General features: G+C 43.2%; 19 protein-coding genes and 2 tRNA genes. 8 read left to right on the top strand and 13 right to left on the bottom strand.

Annotated elements, in window-relative coordinates; all coding sequences use genetic code 11:
* Window positions 1-30: 30 nt before the first annotated feature.
* The 4 genes from FTU39_RS04815 to FTU39_RS04800 are packed head-to-tail and all read right to left on the bottom strand — an operon-like array spanning window position 31 to window position 2,955.
* Window positions 31-555, bottom strand: coding sequence for a pilus assembly protein PilP (locus FTU39_RS04815; RefSeq protein WP_180051800.1), 525 nt, complete (start codon window positions 553-555; stop codon window positions 31-33).
* Entirely contained in the window at window positions 555-1,265 is a 711-nt protein-coding gene (locus FTU39_RS04810; protein WP_104852651.1) for a type 4a pilus biogenesis protein PilO, read from the bottom strand. The genes FTU39_RS04815 and FTU39_RS04810 overlap by 1 nt, the downstream gene beginning before the upstream one ends.
* Window positions 1,262-1,897, bottom strand: coding sequence for a PilN domain-containing protein (locus tag FTU39_RS04805; RefSeq protein ID WP_180051799.1), 636 nt, complete (start codon window positions 1,895-1,897; stop codon window positions 1,262-1,264). Before FTU39_RS04805 ends, FTU39_RS04810 begins: the two co-directional genes overlap by 4 nt.
* The gene (locus FTU39_RS04800; RefSeq protein ID WP_179991402.1) at window positions 1,897-2,955 is read right to left on the bottom strand and encodes a pilus assembly protein PilM; all 1,059 of its coding nucleotides are present in this window, start codon (window positions 2,953-2,955) and stop codon (window positions 1,897-1,899) included. The genes FTU39_RS04805 and FTU39_RS04800 overlap by 1 nt, the downstream gene beginning before the upstream one ends.
* A 169-nt stretch (window positions 2,956-3,124) precedes the next feature.
* Here FTU39_RS04800 and ponA point away from each other — a divergent pair, with 169 nt between their 5' ends.
* Window positions 3,125-5,674, top strand: a complete 2,550-nt coding sequence (gene ponA, locus FTU39_RS04795) for a penicillin-binding protein PBP1a (protein WP_179995886.1) — start codon at window positions 3,125-3,127, stop codon at window positions 5,672-5,674.
* A 123-nt stretch (window positions 5,675-5,797) separates the two neighbouring features.
* On the opposite strand, the gene FTU39_RS04790 is transcribed toward ponA, so the two are convergent.
* The 8 genes from FTU39_RS04790 to FTU39_RS04755 form a co-directional block, all read right to left on the bottom strand.
* Window positions 5,798-6,601, bottom strand: coding sequence for a putative RNA methyltransferase (locus tag FTU39_RS04790; protein WP_180051798.1), 804 nt, complete (start codon window positions 6,599-6,601; stop codon window positions 5,798-5,800).
* 71 nt (window positions 6,602-6,672) lie between these two features.
* A complete protein-coding gene (gene mraY, locus FTU39_RS04785; RefSeq protein ID WP_180051797.1) occupies window positions 6,673-7,791 on the bottom strand; it encodes a phospho-N-acetylmuramoyl-pentapeptide-transferase in 1,119 nt (372 codons plus the stop codon).
* Window positions 7,792-9,201 carry a UDP-N-acetylmuramoyl-tripeptide--D-alanyl-D-alanine ligase gene (murF, locus tag FTU39_RS04780; protein ID WP_180051796.1) on the bottom strand — a complete coding sequence of 470 codons (1,410 nt, stop codon included), beginning with the start codon at window positions 9,199-9,201 and terminating at the stop codon, window positions 7,792-7,794. It lies immediately after the preceding gene.
* 9 nt (window positions 9,202-9,210) lie between these two features.
* Entirely contained in the window at window positions 9,211-10,704 is a 1,494-nt protein-coding gene (locus FTU39_RS04775; protein WP_180051795.1) for a UDP-N-acetylmuramoyl-L-alanyl-D-glutamate--2,6-diaminopimelate ligase, read from the bottom strand.
* Window positions 10,705-10,714: 10 nt separating this feature from the next.
* Entirely contained in the window at window positions 10,715-12,538 is a 1,824-nt protein-coding gene (gene ftsI, locus FTU39_RS04770; RefSeq protein WP_180051794.1) for a penicillin-binding protein PBP3, read from the bottom strand.
* A gap of 12 nt (window positions 12,539-12,550) precedes the next feature.
* Complete coding sequence (gene ftsL, locus FTU39_RS04765; RefSeq protein WP_104852659.1) at window positions 12,551-12,880, bottom strand: cell division protein FtsL; 330 nt, start codon at window positions 12,878-12,880, stop codon at window positions 12,551-12,553.
* Between the two features lie 11 nt (window positions 12,881-12,891).
* Window positions 12,892-13,803, bottom strand: a complete 912-nt coding sequence (rsmH, locus tag FTU39_RS04760) for a 16S rRNA (cytosine(1402)-N(4))-methyltransferase RsmH (protein WP_004974437.1) — start codon at window positions 13,801-13,803, stop codon at window positions 12,892-12,894.
* Between the two features lie 197 nt (window positions 13,804-14,000).
* Window positions 14,001-15,014, bottom strand: coding sequence for a sulfate ABC transporter substrate-binding protein (locus tag FTU39_RS04755; protein WP_096901291.1), 1,014 nt, complete (start codon window positions 15,012-15,014; stop codon window positions 14,001-14,003).
* Window positions 15,015-15,518: 504 nt separating this feature from the next.
* Between FTU39_RS04755 and FTU39_RS04750 the strand changes: the two genes are divergently transcribed.
* The 5 genes from FTU39_RS04750 to FTU39_RS04730 all read left to right on the top strand — a co-directional run bounded on the left by FTU39_RS04750 (window position 15,519) and on the right by FTU39_RS04730 (window position 18,197).
* Window positions 15,519-15,806 (top strand): hypothetical protein, encoded by a 288-nt coding sequence (locus FTU39_RS04750; protein ID WP_019838212.1) that lies wholly within the window; start codon window positions 15,519-15,521, stop codon window positions 15,804-15,806.
* Window positions 15,807-15,947: 141 nt separating this feature from the next.
* Window positions 15,948-17,456 carry a glutamate--tRNA ligase gene (gltX, locus tag FTU39_RS04745; protein ID WP_154320243.1) on the top strand — a complete coding sequence of 503 codons (1,509 nt, stop codon included), beginning with the start codon at window positions 15,948-15,950 and terminating at the stop codon, window positions 17,454-17,456.
* A 57-nt stretch (window positions 17,457-17,513) separates the two neighbouring features.
* A tRNA-Ala gene (locus FTU39_RS04740) sits at window positions 17,514-17,589 on the top strand.
* 36 nt (window positions 17,590-17,625) lie between these two features.
* Window positions 17,626-17,701 (top strand) — tRNA-Glu (locus FTU39_RS04735).
* 154 nt (window positions 17,702-17,855) lie between these two features.
* Window positions 17,856-18,197: a hypothetical protein gene (locus FTU39_RS04730; RefSeq protein WP_004974430.1), complete on the top strand. Its 342-nt coding sequence runs from the start codon at window positions 17,856-17,858 to the stop codon at window positions 18,195-18,197.
* Window positions 18,198-18,325: 128 nt separating this feature from the next.
* Here the strand turns inward: FTU39_RS04730 and ettA are convergent, their stop codons facing one another.
* A complete protein-coding gene (gene ettA, locus FTU39_RS04725) occupies window positions 18,326-19,987 on the bottom strand; it encodes an energy-dependent translational throttle protein EttA (RefSeq protein WP_004974427.1) in 1,662 nt (553 codons plus the stop codon).
* A gap of 281 nt (window positions 19,988-20,268) precedes the next feature.
* Here ettA and FTU39_RS04720 point away from each other — a divergent pair, with 281 nt between their 5' ends.
* Together FTU39_RS04720 and FTU39_RS04715 are read left to right on the top strand one after the other, a co-directional pair.
* Window positions 20,269-21,546: an O-acetylhomoserine aminocarboxypropyltransferase/cysteine synthase family protein gene (locus FTU39_RS04720; protein ID WP_004974425.1), complete on the top strand. Its 1,278-nt coding sequence runs from the start codon at window positions 20,269-20,271 to the stop codon at window positions 21,544-21,546.
* Window positions 21,547-21,853: 307 nt separating this feature from the next.
* Entirely contained in the window at window positions 21,854-22,741 is an 888-nt protein-coding gene (locus FTU39_RS04715) for an SDR family NAD(P)-dependent oxidoreductase (protein WP_180051793.1), read from the top strand.
* Window positions 22,742-22,743 lie beyond the last annotated feature (2 nt).

The raw sequence follows: 22,743 nt of genomic DNA, 5'->3' as shown, positions 1-22,743 counted from the left end.
CACACTGTTATTCATTTTTATTCCTTTAATTTATGGCGCAGGCCCAATTAAAACTAAACTTCTTGGACGTTCTACATAACCTTCACGACCATCTGGAATAATTTCGATTAAATCAATTTGTGTAGGTGTAATATTCACCACACGACCATGATTTACCCCCATATAGCTACCACGCTGGATACGCTCAATTTCACCATCAGGTGTTTGAATCAATGCCGAAATTTGACCATTTTGACGCATACTGCCTTTCATGGTCAGTGACTCAAGTGCGTAATTTTCCAGTGGTTGTAACTGGCGAGCAAGGTTCGGATAAACACGCTTCCCTGCCATAATTTTAAGTTCAGCAGCCAAAGAACTTGGCATAAATGGGCTTTTCAGCTGATGCGCTGCATAGTTGAATGTTGGCGCAGGCTCAAACACGGGTGCGGGCTCAATCGGTAATGGTGGCTGATTACGGATTTCAGCCATTTGTGCATTCACCGCATCAATACGAGAATCACAACCCACCATTAACACAGTTGCCAGTAGAGCCAACGAAAGCTTTTCAATTTTCATTACTGTGCCCCTCCAGCAGTGTTAGCCGCAGTTTGTGTATCTGCACTACCCACGTAACGATATGTCTTCGCTTGCGCTTTATATGTCACTTGTGGAATATCTGTTTTCTTGTCTTTATTTTCAGTCGCCACAATTTCAAAATCATGCATAGTCACAATACGCGGCAATGCTGCAGTACCACTTACAAAAGAACCAAAAGCGTGATAGTCACCTGTTGCTTCAATCGAAATTGGCTGTTCAATAAAGAACTCTTGTTTGATCTCATTCTCTAAGCGAATGTTTTTAAACTTCAAGCCTGAATTAACACCTGTAACGTTGATGTCTTCAACCAAGCCTGGAATTTCAGTTTCTTTCGGCAATTGCTCAAGCTGCTGGTTAAAGTTAGCTTCCATTTCTTGTAATTGCGCTTGATATTGTTGCAAATTACGCAATTTAGAATCTTTTTCACGGAACTCGTTTAATAAATTCTGTTCTTGTGCATGCGCTGCAGCAATGGCATCTAACTTCGGCTTAATTACAACAAAGTAACCTAGTGCCGCAATTAAGAAAATAATGAAAATCCAGCAGGTAATTTTGACCGAAAGTGGCCAACCACCATAGTTATTTGGATCAAGGGTATTAAACTGCTGAAAAAACTTCTCAACGGTCATTTTCTTTTTCGGAGCAACAGCAGCTTCCTGATTTACTTCATCAAATTCATCGAGACTCATTGTGCTGCCCCCGCTGCTGATGTTGAATTAGGATCTGTAGTGGTCACTGGAATTGCGATTTCTTCTAAATCAGAAGTCACCACAAAGGTGCCATAACTTTCCTCAACACGAGGAACTACAGAACTTGGTGCTTTATCTTTATTTTCTTCTTTGGCTAAGAATGAATTCATAAATGCATTGCGATACCACGGCGACGCTTCCAAATTACGTAAGAATTCTGCCACAGTATTTGGACTTTCTGCCTTACCTTCAAAGGTAAATTTGTTGCCAGTACGCGTCACTTTGGTCAAATACATATTGCTTGGTGTCACACGCACGAGCTCATCCACCAAACGTACCGCAATTGGACGTTGGCTTTGTAAGCCCTGAATCAGCTTCATACGCTCTACAATTGCATTACGCTGTTCTTGTAAGCCTTCCAAAGATTTTAGTTGTACATCTAGGTTTTGGTTGGTACTGATAACCAATTGATTGGCTTGTTCTTGATCTGCCAATTTTGCATTGTAGAAAAACCACGCCAATGCGACAGCCAACACCCCTACAGCAGCTGCTGCAATACAAAATACAATAAATTCTTTTTTACGTTTTTCTCTTAGCTCATCGCGCCAAGGGAGTAAGTTAATCTTTGCCATTAATCAAAACTCCTCATTGCTAAACCACATGCCACCATCAAAGATGGTGCATCACTTTCAATTCTTTTAATGTCGATTTGTGGAGAGAAGCCCATTTGCAAGAATGGATTGGCAATGGTCACACGGTAGCCCAGTTTTTGCTGCAATAATTTCGCAAGACCTGGAATATTGGCATTCCCCCCTGCCAATAAAATGTGATCAATTTCGTTAAATTGTGAAGATGAAAAGAAGAACTGCAATGAACGTGCGGCTTGTTGTACCACAGCCTCCAAGAACGGTTCTAACACCTCAACGTCGTAATCATCTGGCAAGGTACGGCTCTTTTTCGCACGTCCCGCTTCTTCATACGATAAACCATAACGGTTTTGAATTTCTTGAGTCAGCTGTTTGCCGCCAAAGGTTTGCTCACGGGTGTAAATAATTTTGTTATTTTGCAGAACCGACAATGTGGTCATGGTGTGACCAATGTCTAGAATACCAATTGTGTTCACACCCATTGGCAGGGTATCGGAGAACACTTTAAAGGCATTTTCAATTGCAAAACTTTCAACATCAGCAATTTTGGCGGTCAATCCACCTAAATCCAATGCTTCAACTCGTGCTTCCACGTTTTCTAAACGGGTGGCCACCAGTAACACATTGACTCGGTTTGGATTGGCTAAACGGTCTGGTTGAACTTCAAAGTCTAGGCTGACTTCATCTAATGGGAATGGAATATATTGCTCGGCGTCCATACGAATTTGAACTTCACGCTCATCGCTAGTCATATCTGCATCCATTTCAATGATTTTGGTAATCACCATTGAGGTTGGAATTGCTAATGCTGCAGATGTAGATTGCGTGTTTGCTAAGTTCAATGCACGTTCAAGCGCATCCCCGACTGCTTCTGGATTGAGAATGTTTTTTTCAACCACACTGCCTTCTGGAAGTGGGACCAGCGCATAGCTCTCGACCCAGTATCTACCATTCTTAACAGAGAGTTCTAATAACTTAACAGAAGTAGAACTAATATCTACACCTATTAACCCCTTACTTGGCTTACGATATAACCTACGCACAATAGTACCATTCCTATTATTTTTTTATCCCCAAAAAAATTTAACCTACTAATCCGCGCTGGTCTATAATTTTTTACGGATACAATAATTCATCTAACAATCCGTAAATCTACTCGCTATACTGACCAGCAATTAGTTTGCTATTAGCGCTTATTAAAACGCACTTGTTATGAAAAAGCTATCTTGTTCGGGTCGTGTTCATCCATTTTTTTTGATCATAATTATAATTTTGGTCGCAATACCGATGGGTTTCTATGGCATGTATCTCTATATTGCCCCATCTTTGCCAGAAATGACCACCTTAAAAAAAGCGCCATTATTAAAACCATTACAGGTTTATAGTGCCGATAATGAGCTAATTGCCGAGTATGGCGGCAAGCTTTCTGTGCCTGTCGATTATGAACATATTCCTGAAAAATTCATTTTTGCATTCTTAGCTGCAGAAGATTCTGCCTTTTTTGAACACAGTGGGATTAGCTTCAAAGGCTTAGGGCGCGCGTTGAGCGAGGCGGTAACAGGCTCCAATGTGCAAACTGGCGGCTCAACCATTACCATGCAAGTGGCAAAAAACTATTATCTCAGCCCTGATCGTACTTTAAAGCGTAAACTCACCGAAATCTTTTTAGCGCGTAAAATTGAACAGAACCTGAGCAAAGAAGAAATTTTGACCTTATACGTCAATAAAATCTTTTTGGGTAAAAATGCTTACGGTATCGCTGCAGCTGCCAAAATTTATTACAACAAAAGCTTAGAAGAGCTGTCGATTGCACAAATGGCGATGATTGCAGGCTTACCTAAAGCACCTTCGCGCTACAATCCTGTGGTGAATCCTGAACGTGCTTTGGAGCGTCGTAACTGGATTTTGGGACGTATGCTGCAACTGGGCTATATCAACCAAAATGAATACCAAAAAGCCATTGCTGAACCGATTAATTTAGATATGCCAGACCGCAGCATCAGCAATAAACATCCGTATATTGGTGAAATGGTGCGTGCTGAACTGGTCAGTAAATTTGGCGAACAAGCGGTTGATTCGGGCTATAAAGTTTACACCACGGTAGACAGCAAACGTCAAATGTACGCAGAACAGGCGGTACAAGAAGGCTTAGAAGCCTATGACCGTCGCCACGGCTGGCGTGGTGCAGAGGCACACGACAAACCGCTGAATGAGTTTCGTGCTTATGCCAACACCTACCCTGCGCAAGTCAGCAAAGTGCTGAATAATTCTTTTGAAGCGTTAATGCAAGATGGCACAACAGTTACTGTACCATGGTCAGGTATGTCTTGGGCGCGCCCCTATCGCAATGCCAACAGTGTAGGCAATGCGCCAAGTCGTGCGGCACAGATTGTAAAAGTCAAAGATATTGTCCGTTTACGTCCAAATGAAAATAAAACCGCTTGGTCATTGGTACAAGTACCGAAAGTGCAAGGTCAATTGGTCGCAATTAACCCGAATAATGGCGCCATTGAAGCGTTGGTCGGTGGATACAACTTCTATCAATCTAAGTTCAACCGTACTTTACAAGGTTGGCGTCAACCGGGTTCCACCATCAAACCTTTTGTGTATGCTCTGGCTTTAGAGCGTGGTATGACGCCACACACCATGGTCAATGACAGTCCAATCACCATTGGTAAATGGTCACCACGTAACTCCGATGGTCGCCATTTAGGCATGATTCCGTTACGTCGTGCTCTCTATTTATCTCGTAACACGGTTTCGGTACGCTTATTACAAGAAGTCGGTATTGAGCGTACCCGCCAACTATTCATGGATTTTGGTTTGCAGGAAGATCAGATTCCGCGTAACTACACCATTGCATTGGGTACGCCACAAGTTCTTCCTATTCAAATGGCCACGGGCTATGCCACTTTTGCCAACGGTGGTTACCGTATTCAACCGCACTTCATTAACCGTATTGAAGATGCTTATGGCAAAGTGATTTATCAAGCTAATCCTGAATATGCGTGTATTGCTTGTATTAATGCCAAAGAACAAACGTTGGAAAGTGCCGAAGCCACTACACCAGATGATGAAGTGATTGAAGTCACCAATAAAAAACTGGCACAAGCTGAACAATATCCGAACTTATTGGCAGAGCGTAGTCAGTACAAACAGGCACAACGTATTTTAAAATCTAGCTCGGCGTATGATATGTCCAATATTTTACGTGACGTGATTCAACACGGTACTGGACGTGCTGCACTTAGAATTGGTCGTGGTGATATTGGTGGTAAAACAGGAACCACCAACGATGCCAAAGACGCTTGGTTCGCAGGTTTCAATGGTAAACTGGTGACCGTAGCTTGGGTCGGCTTTGACCAACCGACCACTTTAGGACGTCGTGAATACGGTGGTATCGCAGCGCTGCCAATTTGGACAGACTTTATGGGTAATGCACTCAAAGGCACACCTGAAGCTTGGGTCAGTTTGGACAGCAAAGCCAAAGCGCCACAGCGTGAACTCAATCAAATGAGCGCAGAACAACAGCAGGATTATCGTGCTTCACCGCCATTGGCACGACCATTGTATCGACCTGCACCTGCAGCACCAGTACGCGCGCCTGAGCGTGATTTTGACGACTTACCAGGCGAGGAAGTGTTAATTCCTGACAATGCTGCACCGCCTGCCATGCAAGCGCCAAGCAACAACCCTGCTAAACCCAATGCAGCCAAACCTGCTCCCGATGCATTAGAAAACTTAATTGATGAAGTCTTATAACCGCAGATAAGCAGTCAGAAAAAAGCCCTCATTTACAAAAATAAGGGCTTTTTTATGGGTACAACTTAAACTTTACTGACAGTCAGTTTTTCAAAAGTATGAGTTTGACAGAAGCACTCAAACTTACTTTTTCTGAAACAGATAAATTTGATGCTGTGCTGTCACATCAAATTGGGTTTGTTGTTCCAAGGTCTGACGACGCTCTGCTTTGGCTTTGTAAGCATAAGGTGTCATGGCAATTAAATGATTTAAATCGCTTTGATTGAGCTGCAACGGCGTTTCCACCACGCTAGCATCGACTAAATCAAAGGCATCTTGTAATTGAGCGATAAATTTTTCAGGTTCATGCGGCTTCACTTCTTCAAACAAAGCTTGACGCATCGCCAATAAATGCTCAGGCGCAGGCGTTACTACCAACAAATAGCCTTGTGGTTTTAAAACCCGTAAAATTTCCTGTTGCGGAATTGGGCTAAACAAGCTGGCACATAAATCAATACAATGTTCTAAAACAGGCAAAGTTGCCCCTGTCCCCACCACCCAAGTCACTGCGGGATTCAGTTTCGCCGCCACTTGTACGGCATTCTTGGCAATATCCACCCCGACACACTGCAACACTTCGCCTTGCATGGCAGCGGTGTAATAGCCTTCACCACAGCCAATATCCAACAAATTTTCGATGCGTAAGGTGCGAATTTTTTGCACCACTGCCTGTTGCAAGGGCGCATAATGCCCTGCACTTAAAAATGCACGGCGTGCCTGCACAGAAGTAGGTGTATCCCCTGGATTTTTACTGTGCTTATGTTGCACCACATGTAAATTGACGTAGCCTTGTTTCGCAACATCATAACTGTGATTGCTGGCACAACGCCATGTTCGATCATGCAGTTGCAATACCTGACGACATACAGGACACATCAGCAAATTCATCATTTTCTCCAGAGTGGACGACATAAAAAAGTCGGCGAGTGCCGACTTTTAAAATTTTCGGTTGGATAGGCTTAACGTAATTTTAAGGTCATTAAACCTAAAACCACCAGCATAATTGTGATAATCCAGAACCGAATCACCACTTGGGTTTCACGCCAGCCTTTCTTTTCATAGTGGTGATGCAACGGCGCCATTAAGAATACCCGTTTATTGCGCATGCGTAGTGAACCAATTTGCAAGAATACCGAAATCGCTTCAACCACAAACACCCCGCCCATAATCGCAAATACGATTTCCTGCCGTACCATGACGGCAATCGTACCTAGCATTGCCCCCAAAGACAGTGCACCGACATCGCCCATAAAGACTTGTGCAGGATGCGCGTTATACCACAGGAAGGCTAAGCCTGCACCAATCATCGCGGCACAGATTACCACCAACTCAGACGCATATTTCACATAAGGAATATGCAGATAATCGGCAAAACGAACATCCCCTGCCAAGTAGGCAAATACACCCAAACCGGCCGCAACTAATACGATTGGCATAATCGCCAAGCCATCTAAACCATCGGTCAGGTTTACCGCATTTGAGGCACCGTTAATGACCAAATAGGTAAAGATAATGAAGCCAACACCGAGTGGAATCAAAGACAAAGGAATGCTGAAATCTTTAAAGAATGGAATCAACACATCCAACATATCTGCAGTTTGTGCAGGATTTGGCTGTTGGGTTGCAATCACATACAACGCAATACCTGCACCCAATGATGCCACCGAAGTCCAAAAGAACTTTTTACGCGCAGGCAAACCCGCATTGTCTTTGTAGCGAATTTTAATCCAGTCATCTGCCCAGCCTACAGCGCCAAAAATGACCATAACTGCCAGTACAATCCAGACGTAAGGGTTAGATAAATCTGCCCATAATAGGGTCGAAATACCAATGGAAAGCAGGATTAATACCCCGCCCATGGTTGGCGTACCCATTTTTTTGGCATGCCCTTCAGGTGCATAAGAGCTGACTGCCTGACCGTATTTTAATGCTTGCAGTTTACGAATCATCACAGGGCCTAGCACCAAACCGATGCCAAGCGCAGTCAATACACTCAGTAATGAACGTAATGTTAAATAACGAACCACCTGAAACGAGCTGTTATAGCCCGCCAGCTGTTCAAATAACCATAACAGCATTTAAATTTTCTCCATCAATGCAGCCATCAACGTTTCCATATGGGTATAACGAGAACCTTTAAATAGGAAACTCATGGACTGAGGTTGATGTGTTTTTACCAGATCAATTAAAAACGGCAAGGCTTGTTCTTGAGTGACAAAAGCCTGTAATTTTTTTCCATATTGGGTACTGCGCGCACCTTCTTGGGTCGCAGGTGCAAATTCACCGACTGCCACCACAAAGTTGATGCCACGAATAGACACCAAATCACGCCCCAACATATAGTGCTGTTGTGCTGCGCTATTGCCCAGCTCACCAATATCACCAATTACCATAACTCGCACACCTGTTTGCTGTGCAAGGACTTCACCTGCAGCACGCATAGAGGTTGGATTGGCATTATAGGTGTCATCAATGAATAAATGTGTGCCTTGCTGAATAAAGTTCAAACGGCCTTTTGCCCCCTGTGCCTGTTCCAAGCCTGCGACAATATCATCTAAACTCACACCAATTGCCAGTGCAAAAGCAGCAGCAGCCATAGCATTTTGTACATTGTGTTCACCCGCGAATGGCAAGTGAATCTGACGCACACCTTGGGCAGTATTTAAACAAAAACTTGCCGATTGTGGCTGCAACTGAATGTCTGTCGCAAACACATCACCGCCTGCACCAAAACTTAGACGATGTTCCGACTGAACCGCTTGCTGAATCTGTTCGGCAAAATCATCGGCAGCAGGGACAATGGCCGTGCCTTGTGGGGCAATATGTGCATAAATTTCAGACTTAGCCCGACAAATGCCCTCACGTCCACCAAACTCACCCAAATGCGCAGTACCAATATTGATAATGCCTGCCACCTGCGGCTGCACCAAGTTTGAGGTGTAATCGATTTCACCTTGATGACTGGCGCCTAATTCCATCACTGCATATTGATGGCTTGCATTCAACTCCAACAACATCATCGGCACACCCAAGTCATTATTCAGGTTGCCACGGGTAATTAAAGTCGGTGCCAAACGTGACAAAATACTACCGAGCATTTCTTTAGTGGTGGTTTTACCGCTACTGCCTGTTAACGCAATCACTTTTAATTGAGGATGTTGCTGACGACGAAATGCGCCCAAGTGTCCTAAAGCTAAACGGGTATCAGGCACGACCAATTGGCAAATATCTGCGTCTACAGGCTGGGTGACAATTGCCATAGAACAGCCCTGAGTCGCTACTTGTGCCACAAAATCATGCGCATCAAAACGCTCACCTTTTAAAGCCAAAAAGGCATCGCCTGCTTCAGCATGGCGTGAATCGGTTAAAATACGTTTAATCTCGCCTTGCGGTGCTTGCCCATTGAACCAATAACCCTGTGTTGCCTGTTTGAGTTGTTCGGCAGTCCAAGGTTCTAAAATTGCGGTACTGGTGGTGGAAGTGTGCATACAAATTCCTTATTGGGCAGGATAAGCAGAAGGTGAACAATGCTGTGCATCTATCGCAGATTGCACTTCAACCACATCGTCAAACCAGTGTCTTACCCCATCTATTTCTTGATAGTTTTCATGACCTTTGCCTGCAATCAAGACAATATCGCCTGACTGTGCATGTTTGACTGCATATTTAATCGCTTCACGACGATCATGAATTTCATGGCTCTGTGCCACCGACAAATCGACACCTGTCTGCATATCGGCAAAAATTTGCAAAGGATCTTCTGTACGCGGGTTATCAGAAGTCAAAAGCACAACATTGGCATAGTCCAATGCCGCTTGGGTCATCAGTGGGCGTTTACCACGATCCCGATCTCCACCGCAGCCAAACACCGCCCAAAGCTGTGCGCTAACATGGCGTTTTAAGGTTTGCAACACTTGAATTAGGGCATCTGGCGTGTGTGCATAATCCACCACAAATAAACGCTCTGCATCACGCAACACTTGCATACGCCCCGGTGCGCCTTTGAGTTGTGTAGTCGTGTGTATTAAATCCTGTAATGCAAAACCTGCTTGCTCTGCTGCGATTAAACTCGCGACCAAGTTTTCAACATTAAAATGTCCGAGCAACGGACTTTGCACCACATATTCTGCCGTAGCAGTTTGTAGATGGAAACGTACACCATTCAGACTGTATTCAATCTGCTGTACTTGATAGTCTGCCGCTTGCTGCGTGGAATAAGTCAAAATTTTCGGTTGCGCAGGGTTCTGTTGCGCCGCTTGCAACATGATCCCAGCATATTCATCATCTAAATTGACAATTGCAACTTTTAAACTGGCAAACTGAAACAGCATGGCTTTGGCTGCAGCATACGCCTCTAAAGTACCGTGATAATCCAAATGATCACGGCTCAGGTTGCTATATACCGCAATTTCAATATCGCAGCCATTTAAGCGCCCTTGCTCCAAACCATGTGAACTGGCTTCAATTGCGGCAAATTTTGCCCCCTGTTGTGCATAGCTGTATAAAGCATTTTGCAGTTGCAAGGCATCTAAAGTGGTATGTGTTGAAGCTTCCAAATTAGGCAAAATTCCGTTGCCTGTGGTGCCCATTACCGCACAGCGTTGGGCTTGTAACATTAACAACTCAGCAATTAAGCGGGAAATCGTGGTTTTACCATTGGTGCCCGTGACTGCAAGCATACGCGCTAAAGGTACAGGCTGTCGTGCTTGTAAATATTGTTTTTGCCACTGTCCCATGCGCTGACGCACATCTGGCACCACCAAATTATTGGCAACTGCCAGTTCAGTTTCCGAAATCACCGCCAAAGCACCTTGATCTAAAGCTGCTTGTGCAAATTGTGCGGTTTTTTCAGGCTGCGACAAACTGGTCAGGGCAATAAAAATTTGCCCTGCTGTCACATGGCGGCTGTCAAGTTGAAAGCCCTGAAAGTCTTGTATCATCCAATCTGCAACGCGGGAACTGCGATAAATATTTTGAAAGCTGATAGACATGCGTCACCTGTTATTGGATGTTGGGAGTTTCTAAAGGTTTATCTAAAGGTACGTTCATTAAACGTAAAGATTCTTGCATCACACGAGCAAATACAGGCGCTGCCACCAAACCACCATAATACTGTCCTGTTGGATTTTCCACCACGACAACCATGGCTAAACGCGGATCACTGACTGGCGCAACCCCAGCAAACAAGGCACGATATTCAGTCTGTGAATAGCCTTTGCGGTCTGCACGAAGTTTATGCGCTGTTCCCGTTTTACCTGCAACCCGATAGCCTGGAATATTGGCTTGACGTGCCGTACCACCAGGTAACGTTACGGCTTCCATCATCAGTAGAACTTGATCGGCAATTTTAGCATCAACAATTTGTTCGCCTTTAGGCTGTTCTTCTAATTTGTATAAACTCAGCGGCATTTTTACGCCTTTATTGGCAAGCATGGCATAGGCATCTGCCAATTGCAGCACAGTGGCGTTCAAACCATAACCATAAGACATGGTCGCCACTTCCGACACATTCCACTTGCTTGGCGGCAAAATTAAACCTGCACTTTCACCCGGAAATTTCACTGCAGAACGCGCACCAAACCCTAAACGCTTATAAAAAGTCGGTAAGGTTGCATACGGTAAAGATAAAGCAATTTTCGCCACACCCACGTTTGACGATTTTTGGATAATTCCCGCCAAAGTCAGTGAGCCATAATTGTGAGTATCACGAATGGTGTGATTACCCACCCGCATTGAACCACCACTTAAATTGACCACGGTATTCGGTGAATATTTGCCACTTTCCAGTGCCATTGCCACCGTCATAGGCTTCATGGTCGAACCCGGTTCAAAAGAATCCACCGCACCACGGTTACGCATGGCATCTTTATTGGACAAACTTTTTTTGTCATTCGGGTTATACGACGGCCAACTGGTCATCGCCAAAATTTCACCCGTTTTCACATCTACCGCAATTGCTGTGGCTGAACGGGCATTATTTGCCACCCCTGCTGCAGTCAATTCACGATACATAATGTATTGCAAACGTGAGTCGATACTCAGGGTAATATTTTCGCCCGGTTCAACCTCTCTCACCACTTCTGGGTCTTTGACACGGTTACCCTTTTTATCGCGCACGATTTGCTGTTCGCCATCCACGCCTGCCAAGCGGGTATTTAGCTGCATTTCCAAGCCTTCAATGCCTGTGCCTTCACTATTGGTCAAACCAATAATTTGTGCATTCGGCTGTGGCTGCGGGTAATAACGCTTATAGTTTTTCTCGGTATATACCCCTTGGAAATTACGTTTTAGAATCAGCTCTGCCTGTTGCGGCGGCACTTCTTTTTGTAAAACCAAATAACGTGAACGCGGACGCTCGTTCATTTTATTTTTCAGTTCTTGGCGATCCATCCCAACTGCATCGGCAAGTTCATCTAAATTCAAGTTTTTATCTGGCAATTGACGCTGCAATTTACGACTGGTCGGATTTTTTTCCAGCTCTGCGGTAATTTCATCAAACAGCTTTTTATTGTCAAAATAATCACGTGGATCAATCACCACTTTCATAATTGGGGTACTAATTGCCAAAGGCACGCCATTGCGATCATAAATCACCCCACGCATGGCTTTTAGTTTTTCAGTTCTTAAAATATTGGCATTGGCTTTGTTTTGTAAAAAATCATGGTTGATAATTTGCACATAGAATGCCCGTCCCACCAGTGCCACGAACACCAGCAGTACCACAGCCCACATTAAGTAAAAACGCCACATTTCTACATGAATGGCATTTTTTCCAGTTACCGATTGCTGTTTCTTTCGGGTTTGCTTTTTACGCGTATCGACCATGTGCAACTCGCCTTATTGTTGTTCTGAGGTTGTAGGCAAAGAAATCACCACAGTTTGCGGTGCGGGCGGTGAATACATACGCAGTTGCGTCACCGCACGGGTGCCAATTTGTGCAGTTGCACCAAAGGTCTGCTGTTCAATTAACAAACGCCCCCATTCGGCATTTAAGTCATCTCGCTCGCGCATATAAGAACTCAGCTCACGATAATCATGGCGATATTCAAACACTTGAAACACCACCATAATCGCGCTGATAAATACCAGCGCCAATAAAATAAAATAGGCGACCATTTTTTTCAGTCGCACTTGAGATTGATTTTTTTCAACGGTTTCAGTTTTCATTATTGGCCTTTTCAAGCTAATCGTTCTGCAACACGTAGCCATGCGCTGCGTGAGCGTGGATTGGCTTTGACTTCTTCATCACTGGCACGCACACGTGATATTTTTTTCAATCGACGTGTATCTTGTTGCTGTTGTGGCAAGCCCCAACCCGAATCTTCAGGCAGGCTCGATTCTTTTTGAATAAACTGTTTAATTAAACGATCTTCCAAAGAATGGAAGCTAATTACCGCCAAACGACCTTCGGGTTTTAACACCTCAACGGCTTGCGGCAAGAAGTTTTCAATATCTTCTAATTCTTTATTAATCGCAATACGAATTGCCTGAAAAGTACGTGTTGCAGCGTGTTTGTTTTTTTCCCACTTCGGATGGGCAACTTTTACAATTTCAGCCAATTGTGCGGTAGTTTCAATATAACCCGCCTGTTTAATGGCTTTGGCAATACGGCGGCTATAACGCTCTTCACCATATTGAAAAATCACATTGGCTAAGGCTTCTTCTTCAATATCCACCAGCCATTCTGCCGCAGTCGGGCCTTGTGAGTTGTCCATACGCATATCAAGCGGGCCATCTTTCATAAAGCTAAAACCGCGTTCTGCCTGATCTAGCTGTGGTGACGACACGCCTAAATCGGCCATCACACCATCGACCTGAGTGACGCCCAAATCATTCAACGCTTGCTGCATATCGGCAAAACTGGCATGAATAATCTGAAAGCGCGAATCTTGCTGCGCCAATTCTGCTGCCACGGCCAAAGCTTGTGGATCTTTATCAAAGGCATAGACTCGTGCCTGCGCATCCAATTTGGATAACAACAAACGCGTGTGTCCACCTCGTCCAAAGGTGGCATCGACATAAATTCCTGTATTGCGATCTGCCAACACGGCATCAACAGTTTCATGAAGTAATACAGAAATATGCGACATAAGGTTCAATCAATACAGCTAAAATGTAACTGCACATTATTACCTTGTTTTGGCAAAGCTCCAAACGTCTTTTTGTAGATAAATATTACTTTCCATAGGGAAAACCGTTTTTGACTTTTTTAAAGCACAAAAAAATCTCCGTAGAGATTTTTTTGTGTGCCAATCCAATAAAAGATTAGCCGAAAATGGATATCTGTTTAACGCTTAGTATTATAAATTTGGTCGAAAATCGCACCATTCACAAAATGTGTTTTTTGTGCATTTTCCCAGCCACCGAACACTTCATCAATCGTGAAGGTTTTTAATTTCGGGAATTGTGCTGCATATTTTGCAAGGACTTTTTCATTACGTGGACGGTAGAAATGCTTAGCCGCCATTTCCTGACCTAAAGGTGAATATAAATAGTTGATATAGCCTGTCGCTAACCATTTATTGCCATTTTTTTCTACTGTGCGGTCTACGATTGCCACCGAAGGTTCAGTCAAAATAGAAATAGATGGATAAACAATATCAAACTTGTCTTTGCCTAAGGTTTTTAAAGTTACAAGGGCTTCATTTTCCCAAGTCAACAACACATCACCAATGCCACGTTCAGCAAATGTAGTCATCGACGCACGTGCTGCCGAATCCATCACTTTTACATTGTGGTACATCTTGCCCACAAATTCTTGCGCTTTGGCCTTAGAGCCGCCCGGCTGCTTTTCTGCATAACCCCAAGCCGATAAATACACCCAACGTGGCAAACCACCTGTTTTCGGGTTAGGGGTAATAATTTGTACGCCTGGTTTGGTTAAGTCATTCCAGTCTTTAATGTTTTTCGGATTGCCTTTACGCACCATAAAGACGATGGTCGAGGTATAAGGCGCAGAGTTATGAGGAAATTCTTTTTGCCAACCTGCTTGGATTTGACCTGACTTTACAATTTCTTCAATGTCATTCGCCAATGCCAAAGTTACGACATCGCCCTTTAAACCATCGACCACAGAACGCGCTTGCTTGCCTGAACCACCATGTGATTGTTTAAAGTTGACGTCTAAACCTGTACGTTTTTTCCAGTACTGACCAAACGACTTGTTAAATTCATCATAAAATTCGCGGGTCGCATCATACGATACATTTAAAAACTGACGATCTGCAGCCTGAGCAGTCGTTGCAGCAAAACCTGTTGCCAATAGCGCAGCAGCCAATAAAGCTTTCAATTGAGTTTTCATTACAGCACACATCACCTTTAATCTGTCGCTCAATATATGCAATGCTCAGGCGCTGCGCAATTTGTAAAAAACATGCAAAAAATGATTAAATTCAAATAATTTAGCTTTAATTAATTGTTTTTAATCAATTTAATTCAAGATGCGGCGTTTATTCCAAATTTATACCTTTTTATGGATTAGATATATGAAAAGTGAATAAAACTTTGATCCGTTTTTAGACTCAACGGTAAAATAAGCGACATCACAGCAATCAAACCCGCTTCAAAACTATTTTATTGTGACTTTTGTAACAATCTTCACGATATCTCCACAGTTGTTTGTTACAACATGTTCTAAATCAAAGATCATCTGAAAAATCGGTATATAGTGAGTAAATAATGATAAAGATCTTATTAAGAGTGTGACGCAAATCTACTTTTGTTATGATTTTTGTGATTAAATATTAAAGTGATTAAAACAATTTATAAATTGTGAGTTCATTCATAAAGGAAAGGGGGAATCAAGATGAAATCTAAACTCATATGCGCAGCATTACTCACTTTAAGCACAGTCAGTCACAGTGCTGTGATCAAGTCTACTGAAAGTAAAACCCATTTAACTGCGGAAAAGGGGTCTTTAATTGAAAAAGCCCTTACCCAACAAAAACAGGCAGACAAGCAAAAGTTTGAATCAAATAATGATTTAAAAGTGCTGACTTCCATTCATGTCGCTCCAACTCAAAATTTCTTTGCCTTGCAAAATCAGCGTTTTAGCCGTTTTGTACAAGCCTTATTCCCGCAAGATAACTCATAACTCCGCATTAAATTCACTGCCTTTGATCCCCTTTTCAAATGCAGTTGAAACGCCCAAGTACAGAATGTTGAATTTAACATTAAGTACTTGGGCTTTTTCGTTATAATGGTTGCAATTTACATTTTGAATTAATTTTTGCTTATGACTGTTCGTACTCGTATCGCGCCTTCTCCTACTGGTTTCCCGCACGTGGGAACAGCGTATATCGCCTTGTTTAACTTATGTTTTGCCAAACAACACGGTGGTGAATTTATTCTTCGTATTGAAGATACTGACCAACTGCGTTCAACTCCAGAATCTGAAAAAATGATTTTGGATTCATTGCGTTGGTTAGGCTTAAATTGGGCAGAAGGTCCAGATGTCGGCGGCCCGCATGCACCGTATCGCCAATCTGAACGTATGGATATTTATAAGCAATATGCCTTGCAATTGGTTGAACAAGGACATGCTTTCTATTGCTTCGCTACTAGCGAAGAACTGGATCAAATGCGTGCAGAGCAGCAAGCACGTGGTGAAAGCCCGCGCTACGATGGTCGTGGTTTAAACTTGTCTGCAGATGAAGTACAGCGTCGTTTAGCGGCAGGCGAAGCGCATGTTATTCGTATGAAAGTGCCAACCGAAGGCGTATGTAAATTTAACGACATGCTACGCGGTGAAGTGGAAATTCCATGGGCGCAAGTCGATATGCAAATTTTACTGAAAACAGATGGCTTACCAACTTACCATTTGGCGAATGTGGTCGATGACCATTTAATGCAAATCACCCACGTAATTCGTGGCGAAGAATGGATTCCATCTGCACCCAAACATCAATTGCTATATCAATATTTTGGTTGGGATATGCCTGTGTTATGCCACATGCCATTGTTGCGTAACCCAGACAAATCAAAATTATCTAAACGTAAAAACCCAACTTCAATCAACTACTACAAAGACATTGGCGTATTACCTGAAGCTTTGCTGAACTATTTAGGTCGCATGGGTTGGTCAATGCCAGATGAAAGTGAAAAATTCACCTTAGCCGAAATGATTGAACACTTTGATATTCAACGTGTTTCACTAGGCGGCCCTATCTTTGATGTGGAAAAACTCAATTGGCTGAATGGTCAATGGATTAAAGCGCTTTCACCTGCTGAGCTGTTAGATACCTTATTGGCTTGGAAAGCAGATCGTGCCAAATTGGAAGAGATTGCTGCCGCGATTCAACCGCGTATTAATTTACTCTCAGAAGCGGTCAATTGGTCTGCACATTACTTCAACCATTTCCCAAGCTTGAGCAAGGAACAGTTTGAAAGTAAAAAACTGTCTGAAGAACAAGTGCGTCAAAGCCTACAATTTGCAATTTGGCGTTTAGAAAGTCTATTTACTTGGAACAACGACACGGTGAGCCAAACCCTAATGGATTTAGCCAACCAAATGGAAATCAAATTGCGTGATTTCATGCCTGCGTTCTTTATTGCAATTGCAGGTTCAACCGCATCTACACCTGTGATGCAAACCATGGTCACCATTGGTCCTGACCTGACCTTTGCGCGTTTGCGTCATGCCTTAGAAGTGGTTGGCGGACCAAGCAAAAAAGAAGTTAAAGTCTGGGAAAAACTGAATGAAAGCATCAAATTGCCGAAAAATGATGCAATTGATCCAGCTTAATTCATTTTTTTGTTGACGTGTGCGCGCAATAGCCCTAATATTGCGCTCACACAGACTGGGGTCATAGCTCAGTTGGTAGAGCGCTACAATGGCATTGTAGAGGTCAGCGGTTCGATCCCGCTTGACTCCACCAAGTTTAAATAAGGCTTTACCTGTGTTGCCTCATCAAGTCCCTATCGTCTAGAGGCCTAGGACATCGCCCTTTCACGGCGGTAACCGGGGTTCGAATCCCCGTAGGGACGCCATATTCAAGATGAATATAAATTCACTTATCTTCATCTTATAATAAAGCTCAAGCAATGACTTGGGCTTTTTTATTGCCCTGTTTTCTGACAGACTGTTTTTGATTTGCCGTACATTTGGTTAGAATAACGATCAGATTAGAATTTTGGAGTTGTAATGCAATACCGATGCCCTAAATGTCAAAGCCCAAAAATCATGCCTGTTGCGCAGGCAGGTCAAACAACACCGCGTCCTGTGGTGCCAAAAAGCTTGGTGATGCTTATTCCAGCGGTATTTGTCTTATTACTTCTTGTCTTGATCAGTATCGCCATGTGGATTTTTGGTGATGGTGCAGGCACAACCTTACAAAGCATTACTGTGGCGGTATTTGTGCTGTGTGTAATTGCAGGTTTCTTGTTTTATCGTGATTTGCCTGATTTCAAAATTTCTATGCAAGCCTTTATGCAGTCACAAAAAAAATGGAAGTGCCGTGAATGTGCACATGAGTGGGAAGTTTAAACCTCACTGGTCTACATCTAGATTAAGAAAAATGTTGCTAGGTTGATCACAGGACCACATCATCGAGCAAATATAAAAAAACCAGCCTTCTCGGCTGGTTTTTTTAATGAGAACTCAAGTTTTTAGACTTAAGCGCCAATTTTACGGTATTTGCTACGTTTGGTTGCCAGATCATCACCATATTTCTTACGGCGATATTCTTCAAACTCAGTATAGTTACCTGTAAAGAATTCTGGTTGCTCATCTTCGAATGACAAGATGTGCGTTGCAATACGGTCTAGGAACCAACGGTCGTGCGATACCACCATCACTGTACCTGGGAAGACTAAAATTGCATCTTCCAGTGCACGTAAAGTTTCAATATCCAAGTCGTTTGATGGCTCATCCAGCAAGATCACGTTTGCGCCCTGCTGTAGAATTTTTGCCAGTTGTAAACGGTTACGCTCACCACCCGACAATTCACCAACGCGTTTTTGCTGATCCTGACCTTTAAAGTTAAAGCGACCAATATAAGCACGCGATGCAATTTCATAATCGCCCACTTTCAAAATGTCTAAACCGCCAGAAACTTCTTCCCAAACAGTTTTGTCATCATCTAGAGTGTCACGAATCTGACCGACATAAGCCACTTTTACCGAGTCACCTAAAGTCACGCTGCCCGTATCAGGTTGCTGCTCGCCAGTCATCATACGGAATAAAGTCGTTTTACCCGCACCGTTTGGACCGACAATCCCCACAATCGCTGCAGGCGGCACAGTAAAGGAAAGGTTTTCGTAAAGTAAGCGATCACCAAATGACTTGCTGATGTTTTCCACTTCCACCACTTTGTTCCCTAAACGTGGGCCAGGTGGAATATAAATTTCAGAAGTTTCGTTACGCTGTTGGAATTCACGCGAGTTAAGCTCTTCAAAACGCTCCATACGCGCTTTGTTTTTCTTTTGCTGGCCTTTCGCATTAGAACGTACCCATTCCAATTCTTTTTTCAAGGCTTTAGCAAAAGATTCTTCTTGCTTCTGTTCTTGCTCTAAACGGTTATTTTTCTGCTCTAACCATGAAGAGTAGTTACCTTGATATGGAATACCATGTCCACGGTCAAGTTCTAAAATCCATTCTGCAACGTTATCCAAGAAGTAACGGTCGTGGGTAATTGCCACAATCGTACCCGGGAAGTCTTTTAAGAAACGCTCTAACCAAGATACAGATTCTGCATCCAAGTGGTTCGTCGGCTCGTCTAGAAGCAGCATGTCTGGTTTAGACAATAACAAACGGCATAAAGCCACACGACGACGCTCACCACCCGATAATTTGTTAACATCAGCATCCCAAGCTGGCAAATTTAATGCTGCCGCTGCTTGTTCAAGCTGATTGTTCAGGTTGTGTGCATCCCAAGTTTGGATAATCGCTTCTAACTTCTCTTGCTCTTTTGCAAGTTTGTCGAAATCTGCATCTGGATCTGCATATTCTGCAAAAACTTGGTCTAAACGCTCTAAAGCATCTAAAGCTTCACGCACACCATCTTCCACGTTGCCGCGTACATCTTTGCTCGGGTCTAGTGGTGGTTCTTGCTCAAGATAACCAATTTTGATGCCTGGCTGTGCACGAGCTTCACCAGAGAAATCTTTATCTACGCCCGCCATAATACGGAGCAAAGTCGATTTACCTGCACCGTTTAAACCAAGCACACCAATTTTCGCACCTGGGAAAAATGATAAGGAGATGTCTTTCAAGATTTCGCGCTTAGGCGGAACCATTTTCGACACTCGGTTCATCGTATAAATATATTGGGCCACGTAGGACTCCTCAATAGAAAACCAAATCTGGGGCTCAGATGAGCAGCCCCTGCTCTAATGAGCGAAAAAATAATCGGGTATTATACCTGAATACGGAGAAAAAATAAGACACCACAAACATCTTGCATGCTTTGTTACAACTCTAGCGATCAGCGGATAAGCACAGGACTTTTTGCCTGCTATATCAAATTTACAGCTAAATATTGCAGCATTTTTACACTTTCTTTCATATTTAAAAGTGCTAGACTCAAACCAATTTAACTCACGAAGATGAAGTAAACATGACCTATAAAGACGAAACTTTGGCCATTCATGCAGGCTATAGCCCAGAACCAACCACCAAAGCCGTGGCTGTGCCTATTTACCAAACCACTTCTTATGCCTTTGATAATACGCAACATGGTGCCGATTTATTTGATTTAAAAGTACAAGGCAATATTTACACCCGTATTATGAACCCAACCACTGCAGTATTGGAGCAACGTGTTGCAGCACTTGAAGGCGGGATTGGCGCATTGGCTTTAGCATCGGGTATGGCTGCAATTACCTACGCAATTCAGACCATTACCGAAGCAGGCGATAACATTGCTTCAGTATCAACTTTATACGGCGGTACTTACAACTTATTTGCCCACACCTTGCCTAAACAAGGCATTGAAGTACGTTTCTTCGATTATCAACAGCCTGAAAGCTTACGCGACCTGATTGATGATAAAACCAAACTGGTCTTTGTAGAGTCAATTGGCAACCCATTGGGCAATATTATTGACCTTGAAGCGATTGCAAAAATTGCACATGAATATGGCATTCCAGTGGTGGTGGATAACACCGTTGCCACGCCTGTCTTGCAAAAATCGTTTGATTTTGGCGCAGACATTATTATTCACTCACTGACCAAATATATAGGCGGTCACGGTACGTCTATTGGCGGCATTATTGTCGATAGCGGTAAATTCCCTTGGGGCAAATATCCTGAGCGTTTTAAAGCCTTAAATACACCTGACCCAAGTTACCATGGTGTGAACTATGTAGAAGCCTTAGGCGCTGCAGCATTTATTGCACGTGCACGTGTAGTACCACTACGCAATACAGGTGCAGCGATTAGCCCGCATAACGTATTCCTAATTTTACAAGGTTTAGAAACCTTAAGCCTGCGTATGGAACGCCATACTGAAAACGCGCAAAAAGTAGCGGAATATTTACAGGCACATCCAAAAGTGAAATGGGTCAATTACGCAGGTTTGAAAGATCACCCGCAACATGCGTTGGCACAAAAATATGTGAAAGGCAAACCTTCTGCAATTCTGTCTTTTGGTGTGCAAGATGGCCGTGAAGGCGGAACCCGCTTTATTGATGCACTGCAATTATTCACACGCTTGGTCAATATTGGCGATGCCAAGAGTCTGGCTTGCCACCCTGCAACCACCACTCACCGTCAGTTGAGTGCAGATGAACTCAAAGCGGCTGGTGTGAGTGAAGATATGGTGCGTTTATCCATCGGGATTGAACATGCCGATGACTTAATTGCCGATTTAGAGCAAGCTTTAGCAGCCGTATAAAAACTCATCAGTTCAAACTTTGTACTGGCATCCTGCTGATTAATTTCAACAGGATGCTTTTTTATTTTAATTTTTCTTTGTATGTCTTTGCATTAGCTTTATTTCATGGTAAAAATAAAGATATACAGCTCACAAAAATAGAGCAATTACTCTAAATTCATTTTTAAATTCAACCACTTATTCCATAGCTTTTTTTGTGCAATCGGCTATCATAAAGCCAAGTAAAACAGTTCAAATTCAGTCTGAAATTTGAATCGTCAATCTCAATAAAAATGACAACTCAGGAATCTAAATCAGGAATATTAGCGTGAAGCCAAAATTAGAGAAACTTTTTCAACAGCGTGTAAATGGTAAAGTTGCCCTTATTACAGGTGCATCGAGTGGTATTGGTTTAACCGTGGCACATAAGCTAGCCGATGCAGGTGCGCATGTGCTTTTGGTGGCACGTACTCAGGAAACGCTCGAACAAGTCAAAGCTGAAATTGAAGCACGTGGTGGCAAGGCTTCAGTTTTCCCTTGTGATCTAAACGATATGGACTCTATTGATGCTGTATCGCAACAAATTCTTGCCTCTGTCGATCATATTGATATTTTAATTAACAACGCAGGCCGCTCAATCCGTCGTGCAGTACATGAGTCGGTTGATCGTTTCCACGACTTTGAACGTACCATGCAGCTCAACTATTTTGGTGCTGTGCGTTTGGTACTCAATATTTTGCCGCAGATGATGCACCGTAAAGATGGTCACATCATCAACATCAGCTCGATTGGTGTATTAGCCAACGCAACGCGTTTCTCGGCTTATGTGGCATCTAAAGCCGCATTGGATGCGTTTAGTCGCTGTCTATCTGCAGAAGCGCATACACACAAAATTGCGATTACTTCGGTGTATATGCCATTGGTTCGTACCCCAATGATCGCACCAACCAAAATTTATAAGTACGTGCCCACCCTTTCACCTGAGCAAGCGGCAGATTTAATTGCTTATGCGATTGTGAAACGTCCGAAGAAAATTGCGACACATTTGGGTCGTTTGGCTTCAATCACTTATGCGATTGCACCGGATATTAACAACAAGCTGATGTCGATTGGTTATAACCTGTTCCCAAGTTCATCGGCTTCGGTGGGTCAGCCACAAAAGCTGAACTGGGTACAAAAAGCGTATGCCCGTTTGTTCCCGGGTGAACACTGGTAAAA

It is taken from the genome of Acinetobacter sp. YH12099 (genome assembly GCF_013419195.1).
Classification (GTDB): domain Bacteria; phylum Pseudomonadota; class Gammaproteobacteria; order Pseudomonadales; family Moraxellaceae; genus Acinetobacter; species Acinetobacter towneri.
This window is presented reverse-complemented; position numbering and strand designations above follow the sequence as displayed.